Raw genomic sequence first — 20,643 nt, 5'->3', positions numbered from 1 at the left:
CAGCGCCTCACGCGGGAGTCGTGTACAGCGGCGAGATGGCGCGCAGGTACCGCGTGAACAGCTCGCGCCGACGGCGCTTGGTGAGCCCCGGCAGTACGCGATAGAGGACGGCACGGGGTGCGTCGAACGCACGCACCGTGAACCACACCTCGTCGTTGTCGTACCAGTCGAGCATGAACGACTCTTCGCCGCTGACGACCGAGTCGCTCACCGTGCCCAGCGCGAAGCCGATGCGACGGGGCTCCTCTACGGCGAAGATGACACGCAGCTCCGCGTCGGCCCGCAGGCCTTTGACGCGGCCGTCGACGCGGATGGTCGTGCCTGCGCTCACGTACGGCGTGCCGTCGGCGTCGAAGCGCTGCTCGGCCTCCGTGCGGCTGGGAGCGACCGGGGTGCCCTCGGCGTCGAAGCTGACGCCCGAGTACATGGGGCCGGAGGCGGGCCGCACGTCGCTCAGTTCGAGGCCGGCGCCGCGTTGGGCGGTCCACGACAGCAGCGCTTCGCCGGCGGCGCGGAATCGGGCTTCGCCGCTGCCGATGCGCCACGACTCCTCCGCCGGGATGCTGCGCTCCGGCGGGTAGTGCATCAGATCCGGCGCCTGCGTCGCCCCGACGGCGGCGTAGTCGACGGTGTCGTCACGGAAGGTTCCTCGACGCATGCAGACCAGCCTACTTGGCGCCCTTGCCCTCGACGTCACCCGAGAGCGCGGCGATGAACGCCTCCTGGGGGACCTCCACGCGACCGACCATCTTCATGCGCTTCTTGCCCTCCTTCTGCTTCTCGAGGAGCTTGCGCTTGCGCGTGATGTCGCCGCCGTAGCACTTGGCGAGGACGTCCTTGCGCATGGCACGGATGTTCTCGCGCGCGATGATGCGCGCGCCGATCGCCGCCTGGATGGGCACCTCGAACTGCTGGCGCGGGATCAGCTTGCGCAGGCGCTCGGTCATCATCGTGCCGTAGGCGTACGCCTTCTCACGGTGGACGATCGAGCTGAACGCGTCGACCTTGTCGCCCTGCAGCAGGATGTCGACCTTCACCAGGTCGGCTTCCTGGCTGCCCGCGGGCTCGTAGTCCAGACTCGCGTAGCCCTGGGTGCGGGACTTCAGCTGGTCGAAGAAGTCGAAAACGATCTCGCCGAGCGGCATGTTGTAGCGCAGCTCGACGCGTTCCTCGCTGAAGTACTCCATGCCCAGCAGCTGGCCGCGACGCGACTGGCACAGCTCCATGACGGTGCCGACGTAGTCCTTCGGCGTCAGGATGGCGGCCTTGACGACGGGCTCGCTCACCGTGGCCACGCGCCCGTCGGGATACTCGCTCGGGTTCGTGACCGTGACCTGCTCGCCGGTGTCGGTGGTGACCTCGTAGATGACGGAGGGCGCGGTGGTGATGAGGTCGAGGTCGAACTCGCGCGCGAGCCGCTCGGTGATGATCTCGAGGTGCAGCAGGCCCAGGAAGCCGCACCGGAAGCCGAAGCCCAGCGCGACCGACGTCTCGGGCTCGTACTGCAGCGACGCGTCCGAGAGCTTCAGCTTGTCGAGGGCCTCGCGCAGGTCGCCGTAGTCGCTGCCGTCGATCGGGTAGACGCCCGAGAAGACCATCGGCTTGGGATCGGTGTAGCCCGCGAGCGCATCGACGGCGGGCTTGCGCGCGGTGGTGATGGTGTCGCCGACCTTGGACTGGCGAACGTCCTTCACACCGGTGATGAGGTAGCCCACCTCGCCGACGCCGAGCCCTCTCGTCGGGACGGGCTCGGGGCTCGACACGCCGATCTCGAGGAGGTCGTGCGTGGCCTTCGTCGACATCATCTGGATGCGTTCGCGCGGCTCCAGCTTGCCGTCGACCATGCGGACGTACGTCACCACGCCGCGGTAGGAGTCGTACACGGAGTCGAAGATCATGGCGCGGGCCGGCGCATCCGCATTCCCCCTGGGTGCCGGGATCTGCTCGACGATGCGGTCGAGGAGCGTCTCGACGCCCATTCCGGTCTTGCCCGACACGCGCAGCACGTCGTCGGGCGAGCCGCCGATGAGGTTCGCCAGCTCTGCGGCGAACTTGTCGGGATCGGCCGCCGGCAGGTCGATCTTGTTGAGCACGGGGATGATGTGCAGGTCGTTCTCGAGCGCCAGGTACAGGTTCGCGAGCGTCTGCGCCTCGATCCCCTGTGCCGCGTCGACGAGCAGGATCGCGCCCTCGCACGCGGCGAGCGACCGCGAGACCTCGTAGGTGAAATCGACGTGGCCGGGCGTGTCGATCATGTTCAGCGCGAACGTCTGATCGCCGGTCGCCCACGGCATCCGCACCGCCTGCGACTTGATCGTGATGCCGCGCTCGCGCTCGATGTCCATGCGGTCGAGGTACTGCGCACGCATATCGCGGTCGGAGACGACGCCGGTGATCTGCAGCATGCGGTCGGCCAACGTCGACTTGCCGTGGTCGATGTGGGCGATGATGCAGAAGTTGCGGATCAGCTCGGGCGGCGTGGCGGAGGGCTCGAGGGGCTTCAGGGCGCGGGGTGACATGTCCAGACGATTGTACGGGTGCGGGATGCCGAGACTCTGCGAGTCGCCGGGCTGTGACGGCGGGGCTCTCGGCGAGCGGGGTCCGCGCGATGCGCCGGGCGCCCGTCAGGCGGGTGCGGGCAGTCGGCTCAGGCCCTCGAGCAGTTCGCTGCGGTCGCTGGCCAGGCACACGCGGATCCAGCCCTCCCCCGATGCGCCGAACGCACTCCCCGGCGCGACGGCGACCCCCTGCTCGTCGAGGAATCGCTCGCACCACGCCATGACGTCACCCTGCGAGACGTGCGAGACGTCGATCCACAGATAGAACGCGCCGGTGGGCGTCAGGTGGCGCAGACCCCGCGTCGACAGCAGTGCGGTGGCGGCGGCGAGGTTGTCACGATAGTGCGCGGCGCTCTGCGACACGGCGCCCTGGTCGCCGGTGAGCGCCTCGGTCGCGGCCCGCTGCGACGGCTCGTCGACGCAGCTGACGACGGACTCCTGCACGCGCAGCATCGTCTGCCGCCAGCCCGGAGGCGTGACGAGCCAGCCCACACGGGCGCCCGTCATGGCGTACGTCTTCGACATCGAGAACACCGACAGCACCCGGCCGTCGCGATCGAGCGTCGCGGGACTCACGTGCGGGGCTCCCCACGTGAACCGCTCGTACACCTCGTCGCTGAGGATCCACAGGTCGTGCCGCCGGGCCAGCGAGATGAGTGCTTCCAGCGTCGAACGATCGAAGGTGGAGCCCAGCGGGTTGGAGGGCGTGTTCACAATCAGCGCACGCGTGCGCGGCGTCACGAGCGACTCGAGCTCCGCGAGGTCCGGCTGGAAGTCCCGTTCCGGGTGCAGCGGATAGGGCACGGGCACCGCCTGCAGCAGGTGGGCGTTCATGGTGAACGTGGTGTAGCCGGGATCCGGCACCAGCACCTCGTCGCCGTGCGACAGCGTGAGCGCCATTGCCAGATGGAGCGCCTGCGTGGCGCCGACGGTGACCCAGATCTGCTCGGTGTCGACGTCGAGGCCGTTCTCACGCGCGAGCTTCTCGCGGATCGCGTCCCGGAGCGGCGGGATGCCGCCGTTGGGCGTGTAGCGGATGGCGCCGGCACGCCAGGCGTCGGCCGCGGCGTCCCGGATCCTGTCGGGCGCGACCTCGCCCGGCTCGCCCACCGCGAGGATGATCGTGCCGGGTCGGCGCAGTGCACGCTCGAGGATGTGGCGCACCCCCGAGCCGGGCATGTGCGCGATGTGCGGAGCGATCTCGGGCATGCCGCCATGCTAAGGCGGCGCCCACGGCTAGCCTGTCGTCATGGTGGTCCAGGTCGTGCTCGTCCACGGCATCCGGACGTCCGCGACGATGTGGCGCGCCCAGGTCGATTACCTGACCGACCGCGGCACGCCGGTCACCGCCGTCGACCTGCCCGGTCACGGATCGCGCATGGCCGAGGAGTTCACGCTCGAATCGGCGATGGCGACGATCGACGGCGCGGTGCGCTCCGCAGCCGCGCGCGGACCGGTCCTGCTCTCGGGGCACTCGATGGGCGGACTGCTGTGCGTCGAATACGTGGGCGCGGAGGATCCGCCTCCCGTCGCGGGTCTCATCGCGGCATCGTGCACCGCCATCCCCCGGAGTGTGGGCCTCGCGGCCTACCGCATGCTCGCGCGCGGCTTCGACTCCCTGCCCGATCGCGGCATGTGGCTGACGGACCGCATGCTCGATCGGATCCTTCCCGATGAGACCCGCGCCGACTTCGGCGCCGGCGGCTACGCGCTGGATGCGCAGGACACCGCGCTGCGCAGCCTGTCGGTGCTGGACCTGCTCGCCGCGCTCCATCGCATCGACGTGCCGCTGTGGTTCGTCAACGGGCAGTACGACCAGCTCCGGGTGAACGAGAAGCTGTTCATGCGCATCGCGCAGCATGCCGAGCTCGTCGTCGTGCCCCGCACGACGCACCACGTCACCGTGATGCGCCCGCGCGTGTTCGACGCCCTCCTCGAGGTGGCACTGACGACCCTGGAGTCCTCAGACCGCTGATGTCGTGCGATCGCGCATGCGGATCGCATAGGTCATGAAACCGCCGACGATCGACAGGACCCCGCCCACGAGGAAGAGCAGCCAGAAGCCGCCGACGAGCGCCACCAGCCCGGCGCCGAGAAGCGGGCCGATGAGCTGACCCAGGCTCGCCGAGACGTTGACGAAGCCCAGGTCGCGGGCGTGGTCCTCCGCGTACGGAAGCAGGTCGGTGCCCAGGGCCAGACTCACCGACATGTAGGCCCCGTAGCCGACGCCGAGGAGGGCGGCGGCGATCATGGCCGAGGTGAGCGACGGCGCCACGACGAGGAGGATCGACGCGAGCCCCTGGATCACGGCCGGCCACACCACGAACGGAAGACGCCGACCGGTGCGATCGGAGATCCAGCCCGACACGATGGACGACACGACGACGAACAGCGTGTACACGAGGATCAGCAGCAGCAGCTCGTCCTCGGCGGTCGCGGCATCCCGGTGCAGGCCGTACAGGAGGAAGAACAGCAGCAGCCCGGTTCCGAGCGCATTGCCGATGTTGACCGTCAGCCGACCCGCGAGCAGCCAGGCGAAGTCGCGGTCGCGCAGCGCGGCGAGGCGCTCGCGCAGCGTCCTGACCTCCCGCGCCGCGGACACCTCGGCGCGCGCGGGCGGGTCGGGAAGGAGCAGGGCCGCGATGGTCCCCACGACGACGAGGAAGCCGGCGAGCGCGAGGTAGCCGACCACGACACCGAGCTCCAGGAGCACGATCACCCCCACACCGACCACGATTCCGAGCGCCTGCGAGGAGGAGACGGCTGCGGATGCTGCGCCTCGCTGGGTCGTCAGCTGGTCGGCGATCAGTGCGGTGAAGGCCGCCGAGGCGACGGCGACGCCCACCGAGACGCCGACCCACGCGAGACCCACGCCCCAGGGACCCGACGCGAACGCGATGGCCGTGAGGGAGGCCGTGCCGAGCCAGACCCCCCCGAGCGCCCACGGCCGCCGTCGTCCCCATCGTCCGCGCGTGCGGTCGGACAGTCCACCCGCCAGCGGGGCGGCGATGACACCCGCGACGCCGCCGATGGCCAGGACGAGTCCGGACGAGACCACCCCCGACACCCAGCCCGCGGCGTCGTCGGGGGTGTCGAGCTGCAGGGGTATCAGCAGCTGCAGCGGCGTCAGCTGCACCGTCCACAGCGCGAGCCACGCCAGGGTGAAGAGCGTGAACCAGCTCGCGCCGACCTTGCCGCGCTGCCGCGCGCTCACGAGCGCGCCTCGGCGATGAGCGAGCGGTACCAGTCGAACGACGCCTTCGGCGTGCGCTGCGCCGTGTCGAAGTCGACGTGCACCAGCCCGAAGCGCTGCGACCACCCCTCGGCCCACTCGAAGTTGTCGAGCAGCGACCACACGGTGTACTCGCGCACGTCGACGCCCGCGCGCACGGCAGCGCCGAGGGCGTCGATGTGGCCGGCGAGATACGCGATGCGGTCCCCGTCGCCGACGGGGCCGTCGACATGCTCGGGCTCGGGGAACGAGGCGCCGTTCTCACCGATCACAAGCGGAGGAAGGCGGTCGCCATAGCGTTCGCGGAAGTCGAGCAGGAGCTCGGTGAGCGAAGCGGGCACGATGGGCCATTCCGGACCGAACCCGGTGACGGGTGCGCCCGGCGTGGGAACGATCTCGAACGGGACGGGGCTGCCCTGCGCGGCGTCCGCGACCGTCGTCGGATTGTAGAAATTGATGCCGTAGAAGTCTCCGGGCGCCGAGATCAGCTCGAGGTCGCCGTCCTCGACCGGCATCGGCGGGATGCCGAACGCCTCCAGGTCGGGGTACGACCCGACGAGCACCGGCTCGGCGAAGACCCGGTTGTGGAGCACGTCGTACACCGCGGCGGCGGTGACGTCGGCATCCGCCCCGCTCGCGGGCAGCACGAGCGTGTGGTTGTTGACGATGCCGACCTCCTCGGCGCCCGCGGCTCGCAGCGCCCGCTGCGCCAGACCGTGGGCGAGAAGCTGATGGTGGACGGTGGGCAGCGAGCCGAACAGCAGCTGACGACCCGGCGCGAGCGTGCCGACGGCATAGCCCTGCAGCGACGTCGAGACGGGTTCGTTGAGCGTGTACCAGTGAAGGATGCGATCGCCCAGAGCCTCGGCCACGACCGCGGCGTACTCGCCGAAGCGCTCCGCGGTGTCGCGCGACAGCCATCCACCCTGCTCTTCGATCGCGCTCGGCAGGTCCCAGTGGTACAGCGTCGCGAACGGGGTGACGCCGACATCGAGAAGGTCGTCGGCGAGGCGGCGGTAGTAGTCGAGTCCCGCCTGCAGGACCGGGCCGCCCGGCTCGGGCTGCACGCGCACCCAGGAGATCGAGAAGCGGTAGCGGTCGACGCCCAGACCTGCGAGCAGCGCGACGTCTTCGCGGTGTCGCCGATAGCTGTCGGGGCCCGGGTCCGCTGTCGCGGCGTCGCGGACGGCGCCGGGAGCGTCGACGAAGTCGTCCCAGATCGAGCGGCCGCGTCCGTCGGCGGTGCGCGAGCCCTCCACCTGGAACGCAGCGGTCGCCGCGGACCACCGGAAGCCCGGCGGGAACGGTGCGAGGTCGACGGACGGATGCTGCGGCACGGTGGACTCCTTCGTCATGGACGCACGCCTCGGGTGCACGCACCCACGCCTAGATCATGCATCATCGTGCCCCTGCCGCATGCACGCGTCCGGGCGTCCGTGGCACGTCGACCGACCTGATAGAATCCTTGTTTGGCTTGCGTGTGGGTTCGCCCTCACGACCGTCGCGAAGCGCCCCTCTCTCGCTGACCGGCACATCCATCCGATTCCCTTCGAACGAAAGAACGTCGACACGTGGCGAACATCAAGTCGCAGATCAAGCGCAACAAGACCAACGAGAAGGCGCGCGAGCGCAACAAGGCCGTCAAGAGCGAGCTGAAGACGCACGTCCGTCGCACCCGCGAGGCCATCGCCGCGGGCGACAAGGCCGCCGCCGAGAAGGCTCTGGGCACGGCGTCCAAGAAGCTCGACAAGGCCGTCAGCAAGGGCGTCATCCACAAGAACCAGGCGGCGAACCGCAAGTCGGCCATCGCCAAGCAGGTCTCCGCGCTCTGAGACTTCGACACGCTCCGCGGCCGTGAGGTCGCGACCGGCCGCGAGATCGCCCGGTGAGCATGCGTCGAAAAGGCCCGTCCCGTCACGGGGTGGGCCTTTCGCGTACCCGCGTTCAGGCGCCGTACGGCGCGCGCGTCGCGATGACCGTGATCATGCGCTCGAGGGCGAAGACCGCATCGCGAGAGCCGCCCTTGACCTCGGCATCCGCCCTCGCCGTCGCCTGGATCGCGCGGCCCAGGCTCTCTTCGTTCCACCCCATCAGGTCGCGGCGGGCGCGATCGACCTGCCAGTCCTTCATGCCCAGCCGGGCCGCGAGAGCCGCCGAGGGCTCGCGGTTGCCCGCCACCCGCGCCATGGTGCGCAGCTTCATGGCCACCGCCGCGACCAACGGGACGGGGTCGGCACCCGAGGCGAGTGCGTGGCGGAGGGCGATCAGCGCCTCGCCGTAGCGGCCGGCGATCGCGGTGTCGGCGACCGTGAACGCCGAGGTCTCGACACGGCCGCCGTAGTAGCGCTCGACGATCTGGTCGGTGATGTCGCCCGGCACGTCGGCGATGAGCTGCTGGCACGCGGCGGCGAGCTCGGTGAGGTCGTCGGCGAAGGCCGACACGAGCGCGCGCAGGGCGGTGGGTGCGATGCGCTTCTTGGCCGCCTGGAACTCCCCCGCGGCGAAGTCGAAGCGATCGGAGTCGCGCTTGACCGCAGGACATGCGATCTCGACGCCGGAGCCCTCCCCGGCGCGGATCGCGTCGAGCAGCTTCTTGCCGCGGACGCTGGCACCGGTGTGACGGAGCACCACGGTCGCGCCGTCCTGCGGCGCCGACAGGTACGAGACGGCTTCGGCCAGGAAGGTGTCGGAGCACTTCTCCACACCGCTCACGCGCACCAGGCGCGGCTCGCCGAACAGCGATGGTGACGTGACGCCCAAGAGGGTTCCCGCGGTGTAGTCGTCGGCGCGGATGTCGGAGACTTCGAGCGTCGGATCCTCGGCGCGCAGATAGTCCCGCACCCCCGCGATCGCCCGCTCGGCGCAGACCTCTTCGGGACCCGACACCAGCACGATCGGCGCGGGCTGGGGCGCCCGCCACGACAGCTGGGGAATGGCGCTGCGCGCCGCCTTCGCGGGGGCTCGGCGAGCGGGAGAAGCCATTCCCCCAGCCTACCGACGACCACCGACGGCGAACGTCGGCGCACGTCGGCGCCGCTGCAGCGGGACCCGTCTACGTCGCCGAAGACACGGTCGCTCAGCCGCCGCGTTCGCGCCAGATCGCGACGGCTCCGTCCGACGACCAGAGCGCGATCGCGCCGTCTTGGTCGGTGCGCACGATCCGCGCGCCCACGGTGTCGAGGATCGTGAGCGTCTCCGATCGCGGGTGGTCGTAGTCGTTGTCGATCCCGACCGTGACGAGGGCCACCGCGGGCTGGGCGGCGAGGTACAGCTCGGCATCCTGGTCAGCACTGCCGTGATGGGCGACCTTGACGATGGCGTAAGGGGGTGCGAGCGCGCCGGATGCCGTGAGCACGCGCTGCGGCGACGCGGACAGGTCGCCGAGCGCCAGTGTGGGCGGAATGCCGCCGCCGCGCACGTCGACGACGACGCTGGCGTCGTTGCCCACCGGGAACGCCCGGCTGTCGGGCTTCGGCCAGAGCACACGCCACCGGGCCTCGCCGAGCGAGCCGGTGAGGCCCGCGGATGCCTCTGTCGCCCGCGCTCCCTGTGCCGTCAGCGCGGCGATCTGCGCCTTGCCCTCGGCGTCGCCGGGACCGTGGAGCACGCTGCCGACCCGGCCGCGCACCGCCGCGAGACCGCCGATGTGGTCGAGGTCGTAGTGGGTCAGCACAAGCAGGTCGATGCGCTCGATCCCGGCCCGCGAGAGACAGGCGGCGAGCGGCTCGGGAGCGGGGCCCGTGTCGATGAGCGCGGTGGCCCCGGCCGAACGGAGCAGCACCGCGTCGCCCTGGCCGACGTCGCAGGCGAGCACCGCCCAGTCGGCGGGCAGTGTCCACCGGCCTGCGATCGAGGTGAGCGCGCCCGCGCCCAGCGCGGCGCCGGTGACCACCGCCACGAGGCAGACCGATCCTGCTCGAGCCAGCCGCTGTATACGCGACGCTCCCCGCCCCCGCACGACGACCAGCCCGATCGCCAGCCCGAGGATCGCCAGAGCCACAGCTCCGGGCCACCCCTCCAGCCATGGCAGCGCGCCGCCGGGCAGGACGGCTGTCGTGGTCGCCGTCGCCGCGATCCAGGATGCCGGCACCCACGCGAGAGCTGCGAGACCGGACTGCAGCCAGGGCAGGGGCGCCGCAGCACACGCGGCCAGCCCGAGCACCGTCGCGACCGGTGCCGCAGGACCTGCGAGGAGGTTCGCGATCACGCCGTAGACGGGCACGGTGGGCTCGATGAGGATGAGCAGTGGCCCGCAGGCGAGTTGGGCGGCGAGCGGCATGGCCACCGCCAGCGCCAGGGGCCGGGGAACATGATGAGCGAGGCCCGCCGCGAGCGGCCGCGCGCACAGCAGCAGCGCGGCCGTCGCTGCTGCCGAGAGCGCGAAGCCGAGCGAAGCCGCGAGCCAGGGATCGGCGATGAGAAGCACCGTCACCGCCGTGGACAGGAGGGCGATCCCGACCCCGGCCCGGCCGAGCAGCACCGCGAGCATCGCGATGGCGGCCATGGCGGCGGCGCGCACCACACTGGGCTCCGGCGTGACCAGCACCACGAAGCCCACGAGCACGACGAGACCGCACACGACACGCCCACCCCTTGACGCACCGCACGCGGCGGCCAGGGCGAAGGCGATGCCGACGACGAGCGCACAGTTCGCGCCCGACACCGCTGTGAGGTGCGACAGGGACGCCGCCTTCATCGCCGTGTCGAGCGTCGGCGACACGAGCGAGGTGTCGCCGACCGCCAGTCCCGGCACGAGGCCGGCGCCCATACCCGGCAGACCCGCCACCGCGCGGAGGAGCCCGTGGCGAAGGTCGGCGGCTACTGCGGTGAGACCCTCCGGTGGGCGCACGACGTCGACGCCGCGGGAGGCCCACAGCACCATCGCCGACCGCTCGGCGGGACGGCCGGGTGCCGCGGTGCCGCGGGCGTCGACCGCGGCGCCGACGTCGAGTTGCCGGAGACGATCCACGTCGTCCCCGGCAACGCGCACGGTGACGTCGACATCGGCCGCATGCGTCTCGGCGCCGATCGCGATCTGCGACGTCCGGGCATCGAACGAGAGCGTCCCGTCTGCGCGGCGCTCGACCTTGCCGACGACCTGTGCGCGCACCTCGACGGCGCGTCCGCCGTCGATCGCCAGGTCGGCGATGCTCGCGCGCGCAGGCTGGGCCCAGGCGACGTGGGAGGCGGCCGCTGCCGAAGCGGCGGCGGCGAGCACCGCGACCACCAGGATGCGCCGCAGCGCATGGCGCGGCATCCGGAGCGGCTGCGGATGCTGCGCGGGGCGCGGGAGGGATCTCGTACCGTCACTCAGGATCAGGACGGCGAGGGTGGTCGACGCGACGATCGCCCACAGGGCGAGGGCGATCCAGTGCGCGGCGGCGGGCACGAGGGCCGAGGCACCGGCCGTCGCCCAGCACATCCCGGCGACGGGTACCAGTCTCAGCGCCGGGGCCCGCGGCATCTCACACCGTCACGAGGTCGCGGAGGGACTCCAGCATCTTGTCGCCGATGCCCGGCACCGCCAGGAGGTCTTCGATGCTGGTGAAGCCGCCGTTGTCGTCGCGCCACGCGATGATCCGCTCGGCGAGGGCCGGGCCGATGCGTGGCAGCGTCTCGAGCAGCGCGGCATCCGCGGTGTTGAGGTCGACCCGACCGTCGGCGGGTGCGGCGGCGGTCCCACCGACCGGCGGCGCCTCGCCCTCGCGGGGCACGGGCAGCTGTTCGCCGTCGTCGAGGGTCCGGGCGAGGTTCACCGCATCACGGTCGGCGTCGTCGGCGAAACCGCCCGCCGCGGCCACCGCGTCCACGACGCGGGCGCCGACGGGAAGCACGTACAGTCCCGGGACGCGCACCGCCCCCGACACGTGCACGTAGAGGTCGGCCCCCGTCGTGGCGACCGCAGCCGGCGTCTGCTCGACGACGATCTCGTCGACCGGCGCCAGCGCACCGCGCAGGATGCCGATGCCCACCGTGATGGCCAGTGCCGCGATCACGAGCACGACGACGGCGCCGATCCCGATACGGCGCCGCGCCGCCGAGCGATGCGCCGCGGGCGGCTCGTCGCGGTCACCGGCTGTCACCGGATTCACGCTAAGTGGCCGGTGACAGCCGGTCGGCGCGCCGGCGCAGGGATGTGGACTTTCCCCGACGCCGCCTTCCTGGGGAGGAAGGTCAGTGCGTGCTGAAGCTCACGACCTTGGGCGGCCGCACGACGGTGCGGGTGATCTCACGGTCGCCGAGGGCACGGACCACCTTCTCGTCGGCGCGGGCGAGGCGTTCGAGCTCTGCGGCGTCGATGCGGGCGGCGACCTGCAGGGTGCCGCGCACCTTGCCGTCGACCTGCACGATCGCCGTCACGCTCTCCTCGACGAGGAGGGTCGGGTCGGCGTTACGCCACGGCACGAGACCGACGAAGCCGTCGTAGCCGAGGATCTGCCACATCTCCTCCGCGAGGTGCGGGGCGAACAGGTCGAGGATCATCGCGGTCGCCTCGGCGGCCTCGCGCACCGCAGGGTCCGCCGGGCCTGCGCCGGTGTCGATCACCTTGCGCGTCGCGTTGACCAGCTCCATGAGGCGTGCGACGACGACGTTGAACTTCGTCTGCTCGACGAGGCCCGGGGCGTCGGCGAGCAGCCGGTGCGTCACCCGGCGCAGCGACGCATCGCCCTCCGCCCAGACGACGTCGGGGTCGCTCGTGACGTCCGTGGCGACGCGCCAGGCGCGCGCCAGGAACTTCTGGGCGCCGGTGGTCGACACGTCCTCCCAGTTGATGTCGTCCTCGACCGGTCCGGCGAAGGCGATCGCCACGCGCACGGCGTCGGCGCCCGGATCGACCATGCTCGACGCGAACTCGACCAGGTTGCCCTTGGACTTCGACATCTTCGAGCCGTCCAGGAGCACCATGCCCTGGTTGATCAGGCTGGAGAAGGGCTCGGTGAAGTCGATCAGCCCCATGTCGAAGAGGACCTTGGTGATGAAGCGCGCGTACAGCAGGTGCAGGATCGCGTGCTCGACGCCGCCGATGTAGGAATCGACCGGCGCCCAGCGGTCCGCCTCGCGCGACGAGAACGCCTCGGTGGCGTCCTTCGGCGCGAGGAACCGCAGGAAGTACCACGAGCTGTCGACGAACGTGTCCATCGTGTCGGGGTCGCGCAGTGCCGGCTCCCCCGTCTCGGGGTCGGTCGTCTGCATCCACTCGGTCGCGCCGCCGAGCGGCGACGTCCCCTTCGGCGCGAGGTCGAGGCCCTGCGCGTCGGGCAGGCGCAGCGGCAGCTGGTCGGCGGGGACGGGCACGATGCGGCCGTCCTCGGTGTGGATCATCGGGATCGGGGTGCCCCAGAAGCGCTGGCGCGAGATGAGCCAGTCGCGCAGGCGGTACGACTTCGCCGCACGGCCCGTGCCGGCGGCCTCGAGCTGCTCGATGATGCGCGCGATGGCGTTCCGCTTCGACAGGCCGTCCAGCGACCCGGAGTTGATCAGCCGCCCCTCGCCGGTGAGCGCGATGCCGGTGCGCGCCGGATCGATGTCGGACAGCGAATCGAGCGGGCCCGGATCGATCGGCACGCCGTCGTCGTCGAGCTCGATGACGGGGATGGCGCCGGTGATCGGTGCGGTGGTGTCGACGACGACCTTGACCGGCAGATCGAAGGCGCGCGCGAAGTCGAGGTCGCGCTGGTCGTGTGCGGGCACGGCCATGACGGCACCGTGCCCGTAGTCGGCGAGCACGTAGTCGGCGGCCCAGATCGGCAGGCGGTCGCCGTTGATCGGGTTGATCGCGAACCGGTCGAGGAAGACGCCGGTCTTGGGGCGGTCGGTGCTCTGCCGCTCGATCTCGGTCTCGCGCTGGACGCTCTCGAGGTAGTCCTGGAAGCGCATGCGCACCTCGGCGGACGAGCCTGCGGCCAGTTCGGCGGCCAGGTCGCTGTCTGGTGCGACGACCATGAAGGTCGCCCCGTGGAGCGTGTCGGGGCGCGTCGAGAAGACGGTGACCTTGTCGGCACGGCCCTCGATCTCGAAGTCGATGTCGGCGCCCACCGAGCGGCCGATCCAGTTCCGCTGCATGCGGATGACCTTCTGGGGCCAGAAGCCCTCGAGCTGATTGAGGTCGTCCAGCAACCGGTCCGCGTACTCGGTGATCTTGAAGTACCACTGCGTGAGCTTCTTCTTGATCACCTCGGCACCGCACCGCTCGCAGTGCCCGTCGATGACCTGCTCGTTGGCGAGCACGGTCTGGTCGTTCGGGCACCAGTTGACCGGGCTCTCCTTGCGGTAGGCCAGGCCGCGCTCGTAGAGGCGCTGGAAGAGCCACTGGTTCCAGTGGTAGTACTCCGGGTCGCTGGTGTGGAGGATGCGGCTCCAGTCGTACGACGAGCCGTACTCGCGGAAGCTCTTCTTGTGCTGCTCGATGTTCGCGTAGGTCCACTCGCGCGGGTCGGCGCCGCGCTGGATGGCCGCGTTCTCGGCGGGCAGGCCGAACGAGTCCCATCCGATCGGGTTCAGGACGTTGTAGCCGCGGTGGCGCCAGAACCGCGCCACGATGTCGACGTAGGCGTAGCTCTCGGCGTGCCCCATGTGCAGGTCGCCCGACGGGTACGGGAACATCCCGAGCACGTACTTCCGCGGACGCGTGTCGTCCGCGCCGCCGGCGCGGAACGGGTCGGCCTCGGCCCAGCGCGCCTGCCACTTCTGCTGGATCGAGTACGCGTCGTAGCCCTCCGCGGGCGCAGAGGTGACGGGGGTGTCGGTGTGACTCACGAGGGAAGTACCAATCATGGGATGCCGGGAAGCGCGCGCAGCGCGCGAAGCGCGTCTTCCAGGTTAGCGGAACGGCGGGTTCACCAGCCGGGCGGCAGCGCGGCCCCCAGCGCCGCCAAGGGCGCGCGCGCCTTGATGCCGACCTCGGCGACCTCGGCCGCGGCATCCGATCGCCACGTGATGCCGCCCCCGGCTCCGACGTAGGCGCTGTCGCGGCGGACGACGATGGAGCGGATCACCATGGCGAGGTCGAGCCCGCCGTCGTCGCCGATCCAGCCGAAGCAGCCCGAGAACACGCCGCGAGGCGCCGCCTCGAGGCCATGCAGGATCGTCATGGCGGAGAGCTTGGGGGCACCCGTCATGGAGCCCGCGGGGAAGGTCGCCTCGAGCAGGTCGCCGACCGTCGTGCCCGGCACCAGGCGGCCGGACACCGTGCTGACGAGCTGATGCACGGCGGGGTACGACTCCACCTCGAGGAGCGCGTCGACGCCGACGGTGCCGGGCAGGCACACACGCGAGAGATCGTTGCGCATGAGGTCGACGATCATGACGTTCTCGGCGCGCTCCTTCTCGCTCGCGCGCAGCTCGTGGGCGAGCGCGGCATCGCTCGCCGGATCCGCGCCTCGCGGCCGCGTCCCCTTGATCGGCCGGGTGCGGACGATGCCGGCCCCGTCGCCGCTCGGCGCCACGTGGAGGAAGCGCTCGGGACTGGCACTGAGCAGCGCGATCTCCCCCGAGCGCAGAAACCCGCCGTGGTGCGCGGGGGTCGCTCGACGCAGTCGCCCGTACGCCTCGACCGGGTCGACGGACGCCGCCACCTCGAACCGTGTCGTCAGGCACAGCTGATAGGCGTCACCCTCGCGGATCGCGTCGCGACAGCGCTCGATGAGGCCGGCGTACTCATCAGGTGTGTGCCGAGCGCTCGCGAGTGCCCGACCGAGGGCGACCGGCGGTTCCGGCGCCGCCGCGGCGGCGGTGAGCGCCGCCGCCAGCCCAGGGAGATCGTCCGACGAGGTGAACACGTGGATCCGCTGCGTGTCGTGTTCGAAGGCGACGAGCCGATTCACCCGCAGCCAGAGGTCCTGCGGCACGCCGTCGGCGTCGCGGAAGGAGGGCGCACCCGCCCGCGCGGCCGCGTCGTCGTAGCCCGTCCAGCCGACCCACCCGCCGCGGAACGGGATCTCGCGCCGGCCGTCATCGCCGGACTCGCCGCTGCACACGGTGGCCGTGGCGCGCGCCGGGTCGTCGGGCGTGCCGCTGCCCATCCAGCTCCAGCCGGCGGCGGCGCCGGGTCCGGCATCCAACCAGAAGGCGTGCGGCTCCTGCGCGAACAGGGTGGCGAAGACGGATGCCGGATCCACCCACTGCGCGATGCGCGCGGCGGCGAGGGTCTCCGACATGTTCCCAGGTTAGAGGGGCGCAGCGGCCTCTAGGCTCGTGGCGTGAACGAGTTCCTCACCTGGCTGCTCGACGCCGTTCAGAGCGTCGATCCGGTGGTGAGAACCCTTCTCGCGGGCTTCGCGATGATGCTCGAGACGAGCGTGCTCATCGGGCTCGTGGTGCCCGGCGACACCATCGTCATCGTTGCCGGCACGGCCGTCGCATCTCCGCTCGAGGGGGTGCTGCTGGGCGTCGCGGTCGTGGTGGGAGCCCTCATCGGGGAGAGCATCGGCTTCTGGCTCGGCCGGTTCCTCGGCCCGAAGATCCAGCACTCGCGGCTGGGCAGCCGCATCGGGGAGGCGAACTGGGAACGCTCCGAGAGGTACCTGCGCCGCCGTGGCGGCCCCGCGATCTTCATCTCGAGATTCCTCCCGGTGCTGCACTCGCTGGTGCCGCTGACGGTGGGCATGAGCGGCTATCCGTACCGGCGCTTCCTCGCGTGGACGATCCCCGCATGCGTGATCTGGTCCACCCTTTACATCTCGGTGGTGGCCCTCGCCGCCGGCACGTACCGTGAGCTCGCCGACCAGCTCCACTACGCGGGCTACATCTTCGTCGGCGTCATCGTCCTGTTCCTGGTGCTCGTGTTCGTCAGCAAGAAGGTCATCGAGCGGGCCGAGCGCAAGCACCTCGACCACGAGGGTCCGGACGAGGCGTCCGTTGCGGACGTGAAAGACTGAGGGGATGCCTCAGACGGATCCCCAGCCCGTGCGCGCCAAGGTTCTGTGGCTCGCACGCCTGGAGTACGGGTTCCACGCGTGGCGCGAGCGCCGTGCGCGCCGGCGTGGCCAGAAGCCCACGGTGACCCCGTTCCCCGGGTACGGCGGTCCGGGATGGGTGCGCGTGCTGGGTCGCGTCATGATCGTGCCGCCGGCGAAGGTCTCCGAGGGCGGCGAGTATGCCGGGGTGCGCGGCTGGCGCAGCTTCGTGGCCGTGCCGATCGGGTACGCGCAGGTCACGGTGACCATCGCGGGCGTCGAGCACGAGGTCGTCGCCGACCGCGGCGGAGTGATCGACACCCGTCTGCCGGCGGCTCTCGAGCCGGGCTGGCAGACGTTCACGATGTCGGTCGAAGGCGGCGAGCCGATCGAGACGCGCGCGTTCGTGGTCGCTCCCGACGTGCGGTTCGGCATCGTGTCGGACGTCGACGACACCGTGATGGTCACGGCGATCCCCCGTCCGCTGCTGGCGGCCTGGAACTCCTTCGTCGTCGACGAGCACGCGCGTCAGCCGGTTCCGGGCATGGCCGTGCTGATGGAACGCGTCGTGCGCGAGAACCCCGGAGCGCCGCTGGTCTACCTGTCGACCGGCGCGTGGAACATCGCCCCGACCCTGATCCGGTTCCTGAGCCGCCACGTGTTCCCGCCGGGGGCGCTCCTGCTCACCGACTGGGGGCCTACCCACGACCGGTGGTTCCGCAGCGGCCGGGCGCACAAGCTGTCGAACCTCCGCCGTCTCGCCGAAGAGTTCCCGCACGTGCGGTGGCTCCTGATCGGCGACGACGGCCAGCACGACGACTCCATCTACACGACCTTCACCGACGAGCATCCCTCGCGAGTGGTCGCGGTCGCCATCCGCCGCCTCTCCCCCGCCGAGGCGGTCCTCGCGGGCGGGCGCACCGCCGTCAACGACCACGCCGCGGCCGAGGTGCCCTGGGTGAGCGACAACGACGGAGCCGGCCTCCTGGAGCGGCTCGAGTCCGTCGGCGTGCTGGGAAGCACCGGTACCGCGACGGTCTGACGTCGGAGCCCGCGCGTAGGCTTGCCGCATGTGCGGACGCTTCGTAGTGGCCAGTGCCGGTTCCGAGCTCGTCGGGGTGCTGCGTGTCGATGTCGAGGGCGACGACCTGCCGGAGCCGTCTTTCAATGTCGCACCCACGAATCGCGCCGCGATCGTGCTGGACTCGGCCAAGACCGAGCCGCCCACGCGGCGACTGGAGGCGGCCCGCTGGGGGCTGATCCCGTCCTGGGCGAAGGACACCAAGATCGGCGCGCGCGCCTTCAACGCACGCGCGGAGGAGCTCGAAGACAAGCCGATGTTCCGCAGTGCGCTCGAGAAGCGGCGGGCGGTGGTGCCGACATCCGGCTATTACGAGTGGAAGAACGTCGACGGCGTCAAGGTCCCGCACTTCATCCATCCGGCCGACGGCGAGCCGCTGTTCCTCGCCGGGCTCTACGAGTGGTGGCGCGACAAGACCAAGGGCGACGACGACCCCGAGCGGTGGCTGCTCAGCTTCACGATCCTCACCCGCGACTCGATCGGGCACCTCGGCTCCATCCACGACCGGATGCCGCTCTTCCTCGATCCTGATCACGCGGACGCCTGGCTCGATCCGACCACCGACAACGTGCGCGACGTGCTCGACGCGGCGATCGACGCAGCCCCCGCCCTCGCCGACACGCTCGAGGACCACGAGGTCTCGAAGGCCGTGGGCAACGTCCGCAACAACTCCCCCGAGCTCATCGAGCCGGTGGAGCCCTGACCCGCTGAGGGGCGGGCGGGCGGGACCACCCGCGTATCCTCGTACGGTGACGATCGCGCCTCCTGCCGTCCCGGTGCTCGCGGGCGACGTCTGGCGTGCGAGCGAAGCGGCGCACGAGGCCCGTGCCCGGGCGCTGACGAGCGCCCATCGTGAGCGCGCGGCGCGCGGCGAAGCGCACCCGGTCGAGGACTTCCTCTTCACCTACTACTCGTACAAGCCCTCGGTGCTGCACCGGTGGCATCCGGGCGAGGGCGTGGAACTGGCGGATGCCGCCGCCGACCCGCGGGCCGCCTGGCGCTGGTACCGACCCGGCATGACGGAGGATTCGATCTCCGTCGACGGGGCGGGCTTCCGCGCCGAACGGGGCGCCCTGGTCGCGAACGTGTGCAGGATCCTCCGCGCCACCGCCGACCGCGCCCCCGGCTTCGGCTGCTTCGGGCTGCACGAGTGGGCGATGGTTTACCGTCAGCCGCAGCACCGGCATCCGGTGCCGCTGCGACTCGGGCAGGACGCGACCGACGCCGTCGTCGAGGTCCACGAGCTGCGCTGCACGCACTTCGACGCGTTCCGCTTCTTCACGCCCGAGGCGGCGCCCCGCAACCGGGAGACCCCGACGCGGGAACGGCAGGCGGATCTCGAGCAGCCCGGGTGCCTTCACGCCGGGATGGACCTGTACAAGTGGGCGGTGAAGCTCGGACCGCTCGTTCCAGGCGAGCTGCTCCTCGACGCATTCGAGCTCGCCCGCGACATCCGGGTGCTCGACATGCGCGCCTCGCCGTACGACCTCGCCGACTGGGGCTACGACGCCGTGCCCATCGAGACGGCCGAGGGCAAGGCCGCCTACGTGCGCGCCCAGCGGACGTTCGCCGACCGCGGCGGAGTGATCCGGCGGCGACTGATCGACGTCTCGGCGGGCTGAGCTCAGTCCGTCGGGGCGCAGGTCGTGCAGGGCAGGTCGCCATCGCCGGCCTCGGCGACGGCGAGGCGCAACTCCATCACGCGTGTCGCCGCTTCCTCGAGCCGTTCGGCCGGCAGGGCGCCCGACTCCACGGCGGCCACGATGCCGTCGACGACGCGGGGCGCCGTGTCGGGCGTCGAGTACACCACCGTCAGGACCATGTCGTTGCCCGCCGCCAGAGCGGCGACGGCGTTGGCGACCGGATCCGCGTACTGCGGCTGCCCCGAACCCTGCAGCATTCCCAGGTCGTCCGTGATGGTCACCCCGTCGAAGCCGAGCTCCTCCCGCGCGATCCGGTGCCACTCGGGCGACAGGCTCGCAGGCGTGGGATCGACGGCGGTGTAGGCCAGGTGGCCGAACATCAGCAGCTCGGCGCCGGCGTCGATGCCGGCCTGGAACGGGAGCGCGTCCGCGGCACGCCACTGGTCCAGCGTCAGGGCGGTCGACGGGATCGCGGTGTGCGAGTCGCCGGGGGCAGCGCCATGCCCGGGGAAGTGCTTGAGCGTCGAGAACACCGAGCCCTCCTCTCCCCGCACGGCGGCGGCCACGCGCGCCGAGGCGGCGTCAGGCGTGGTTCCGAGCACGCGCCGGTGGATGAACGAGTCGGCGTCGGCCGTGACGTCCGCCACGATGCCGAAGTTCACCAGGATCCCAGCCTGGCGTACGAGCGCCGCACGGCCGGCGAACGCCGCCTCGGCGGCCGGCGGGTCGGCCTGCTGCAGGTCGAGCGGGGCGGGGAAGCCATCCCAGGGCAGGCGCGACACGTCGCCGCCCTCCTGATCCACAGCGATGAGCGGGGGTCGTGCCGGGTCCACCGTGAGTGCGGCGGTGATCGTCTGGAGCGCCGCTTCGTCGCCCGGGATGTTAGCCCCCATCAGGAGGAAGCCGCCGACGCCGGAGGACGCCATGTAGGCGTGGAGGGCGGCGGCATCCGTGGTCGGGATGTGCCCCATCACGACGCTCGCCGCACGCTCGCGCAGGGACATCTCCCTCACGGTCGCTTCGGCCGGCGTCGCCTCGGGCGTGGACGACGGCTCCGGCGCGGCCGAGACCGTCCGTGACGGCGACGCCGACGGCTGCACAGCCGGCCCCGGGGCGCACGACGCGCACATCGCGGCGAGCGCCACGACCGCCGCGAGCAGGGCGAAGCGCGGCGCAGAAGTCATCCGGCAAGCCTATGCGTGCTGCGTGCAAGGGGACTGGGAACGGTAGGCGA

Annotated in this window: 17 protein-coding genes; 6 read left to right on the top strand and 11 right to left on the bottom strand. The window is 71.3% G+C overall.

Annotation, left to right across the window (positions count from 1 at the left end; all coding sequences use genetic code 11):
* Positions 1-7: 7 nt before the first annotated feature.
* The 3 genes from Q9R08_RS06940 to Q9R08_RS06930 form a co-directional block, all read right to left on the bottom strand.
* Positions 8-658 carry a DUF1990 family protein gene (locus Q9R08_RS06940; RefSeq protein WP_308867158.1) on the bottom strand — a complete coding sequence of 217 codons (651 nt, stop codon included), beginning with the start codon at positions 656-658 and terminating at the stop codon, positions 8-10.
* Between the two features lie 10 nt (positions 659-668).
* Positions 669-2,519 carry a translation elongation factor 4 gene (gene lepA / locus Q9R08_RS06935; protein ID WP_308867157.1) on the bottom strand — a complete coding sequence of 617 codons (1,851 nt, stop codon included), beginning with the start codon at positions 2,517-2,519 and terminating at the stop codon, positions 669-671.
* A 105-nt stretch (positions 2,520-2,624) separates the two neighbouring features.
* On the bottom strand, positions 2,625-3,767 hold the full coding sequence (locus Q9R08_RS06930; protein WP_308867156.1) for a pyridoxal phosphate-dependent aminotransferase: 1,143 nt from the start codon (positions 3,765-3,767) through the stop codon (positions 2,625-2,627).
* Positions 3,768-3,807: 40 nt separating this feature from the next.
* On the opposite strand from Q9R08_RS06930, the gene Q9R08_RS06925 reads away from it, so the two are divergent.
* A complete protein-coding gene (locus Q9R08_RS06925; protein ID WP_308867155.1) occupies positions 3,808-4,533 on the top strand; it encodes an alpha/beta fold hydrolase in 726 nt (241 codons plus the stop codon).
* Here the strand turns inward: Q9R08_RS06925 and Q9R08_RS06920 are convergent.
* Positions 4,522-5,772: an MFS transporter gene (locus Q9R08_RS06920; protein WP_308867154.1), complete on the bottom strand. Its 1,251-nt coding sequence runs from the start codon at positions 5,770-5,772 to the stop codon at positions 4,522-4,524. The genes Q9R08_RS06925 and Q9R08_RS06920 overlap by 12 nt on opposite strands.
* Entirely contained in the window at positions 5,769-7,145 is a 1,377-nt protein-coding gene (locus Q9R08_RS06915; protein ID WP_308867152.1) for a GH1 family beta-glucosidase, read from the bottom strand. The genes Q9R08_RS06920 and Q9R08_RS06915 overlap by 4 nt, the downstream gene beginning before the upstream one ends.
* 216 nt (positions 7,146-7,361) lie before the next feature.
* On the opposite strand from Q9R08_RS06915, the gene rpsT reads away from it, so the two are divergent.
* The gene (gene rpsT, locus Q9R08_RS06910) at positions 7,362-7,622 is read left to right on the top strand and encodes a 30S ribosomal protein S20 (RefSeq protein ID WP_163617239.1); all 261 of its coding nucleotides are present in this window, start codon (positions 7,362-7,364) and stop codon (positions 7,620-7,622) included.
* A gap of 112 nt (positions 7,623-7,734) precedes the next feature.
* Here rpsT and holA read toward each other — a convergent pair whose 3' ends face one another.
* The 5 genes from holA to Q9R08_RS06885 form a co-directional block, all read right to left on the bottom strand.
* Positions 7,735-8,772: a DNA polymerase III subunit delta gene (gene holA / locus Q9R08_RS06905; protein WP_308867151.1), complete on the bottom strand. Its 1,038-nt coding sequence runs from the start codon at positions 8,770-8,772 to the stop codon at positions 7,735-7,737.
* Positions 8,773-8,866: 94 nt separating this feature from the next.
* Entirely contained in the window at positions 8,867-11,254 is a 2,388-nt protein-coding gene (locus tag Q9R08_RS06900) for a ComEC/Rec2 family competence protein (RefSeq protein ID WP_308867150.1), read from the bottom strand.
* A gap of 1 nt (position 11,255) precedes the next feature.
* Positions 11,256-11,873 (bottom strand): ComEA family DNA-binding protein, encoded by a 618-nt coding sequence (locus Q9R08_RS06895; RefSeq protein WP_308867149.1) that lies wholly within the window; start codon positions 11,871-11,873, stop codon positions 11,256-11,258.
* Positions 11,874-11,964: 91 nt separating this feature from the next.
* Entirely contained in the window at positions 11,965-14,565 is a 2,601-nt protein-coding gene (leuS, locus tag Q9R08_RS06890; protein ID WP_418001320.1) for a leucine--tRNA ligase, read from the bottom strand.
* Between the two features lie 62 nt (positions 14,566-14,627).
* On the bottom strand, positions 14,628-15,947 hold the full coding sequence (locus tag Q9R08_RS06885; RefSeq protein ID WP_308867147.1) for an anthranilate synthase component I family protein: 1,320 nt from the start codon (positions 15,945-15,947) through the stop codon (positions 14,628-14,630).
* Between the two features lie 42 nt (positions 15,948-15,989).
* Between Q9R08_RS06885 and Q9R08_RS06880 the strand changes: the two genes are divergently transcribed.
* The 4 genes from Q9R08_RS06880 to Q9R08_RS06865 are packed head-to-tail and all read left to right on the top strand — an operon-like array spanning position 15,990 to position 19,388.
* Complete coding sequence (locus tag Q9R08_RS06880) at positions 15,990-16,667, top strand: DedA family protein (protein ID WP_308867146.1); 678 nt, start codon at positions 15,990-15,992, stop codon at positions 16,665-16,667.
* A gap of 4 nt (positions 16,668-16,671) precedes the next feature.
* Positions 16,672-17,727 (top strand): App1 family protein, encoded by a 1,056-nt coding sequence (locus Q9R08_RS06875; RefSeq protein WP_308867145.1) that lies wholly within the window; start codon positions 16,672-16,674, stop codon positions 17,725-17,727.
* A 28-nt stretch (positions 17,728-17,755) separates the two neighbouring features.
* The gene (locus Q9R08_RS06870; RefSeq protein WP_308867144.1) at positions 17,756-18,469 is read left to right on the top strand and encodes an SOS response-associated peptidase; all 714 of its coding nucleotides are present in this window, start codon (positions 17,756-17,758) and stop codon (positions 18,467-18,469) included.
* A 46-nt stretch (positions 18,470-18,515) separates the two neighbouring features.
* Entirely contained in the window at positions 18,516-19,388 is an 873-nt protein-coding gene (locus tag Q9R08_RS06865) for a 3-methyladenine DNA glycosylase (RefSeq protein ID WP_308867143.1), read from the top strand.
* Between the two features lie 2 nt (positions 19,389-19,390).
* Here the strand turns inward: Q9R08_RS06865 and Q9R08_RS06860 are convergent, their stop codons facing one another.
* Positions 19,391-20,593, bottom strand: coding sequence for a glycoside hydrolase family 3 N-terminal domain-containing protein (locus Q9R08_RS06860; protein ID WP_308867142.1), 1,203 nt, complete (start codon positions 20,591-20,593; stop codon positions 19,391-19,393).
* Between the last annotated feature and the right edge of the window lie 50 nt (positions 20,594-20,643).

This window comes from Microbacterium psychrotolerans (assembly GCF_031085295.1).
Lineage (GTDB): Bacteria > Actinomycetota > Actinomycetes > Actinomycetales > Microbacteriaceae > Microbacterium > Microbacterium psychrotolerans.
Note: the sequence above shows the minus strand (reverse complement) of the source record. Positions and strands in the feature narration are given on the sequence as shown.

Coding starts and splice junctions, on each gene's coding strand:
- leuS (WP_418001320.1), bottom strand. CDS start 14,565: ATGATTGGTACTTCCCTCGTGAGTCACACCGACACCCCCGTCACCTCT.
- holA (WP_308867151.1), bottom strand. CDS start 8,772: ATGGCTTCTCCCGCTCGCCGAGCCCCCGCGAAGGCGGCGCGCAGCGCC.
- Q9R08_RS06925 (WP_308867155.1), top strand. CDS start 3,808: ATGGTGGTCCAGGTCGTGCTCGTCCACGGCATCCGGACGTCCGCGACG.
- Q9R08_RS06940 (WP_308867158.1), bottom strand. CDS start 658: ATGCGTCGAGGAACCTTCCGTGACGACACCGTCGACTACGCCGCCGTC.
- Q9R08_RS06885 (WP_308867147.1), bottom strand. CDS start 15,947: ATGTCGGAGACCCTCGCCGCCGCGCGCATCGCGCAGTGGGTGGATCCG.
- Q9R08_RS06915 (WP_308867152.1), bottom strand. CDS start 7,145: ATGACGAAGGAGTCCACCGTGCCGCAGCATCCGTCCGTCGACCTCGCA.
- Q9R08_RS06900 (WP_308867150.1), bottom strand. CDS start 11,254: ATGCCGCGGGCCCCGGCGCTGAGACTGGTACCCGTCGCCGGGATGTGC.
- Q9R08_RS06875 (WP_308867145.1), top strand. CDS start 16,672: ATGCCTCAGACGGATCCCCAGCCCGTGCGCGCCAAGGTTCTGTGGCTC.
- Q9R08_RS06870 (WP_308867144.1), top strand. CDS start 17,756: ATGTGCGGACGCTTCGTAGTGGCCAGTGCCGGTTCCGAGCTCGTCGGG.
- Q9R08_RS06930 (WP_308867156.1), bottom strand. CDS start 3,767: ATGCCCGAGATCGCTCCGCACATCGCGCACATGCCCGGCTCGGGGGTG.
- Q9R08_RS06860 (WP_308867142.1), bottom strand. CDS start 20,593: ATGACTTCTGCGCCGCGCTTCGCCCTGCTCGCGGCGGTCGTGGCGCTC.
- lepA (WP_308867157.1), bottom strand. CDS start 2,519: ATGTCACCCCGCGCCCTGAAGCCCCTCGAGCCCTCCGCCACGCCGCCC.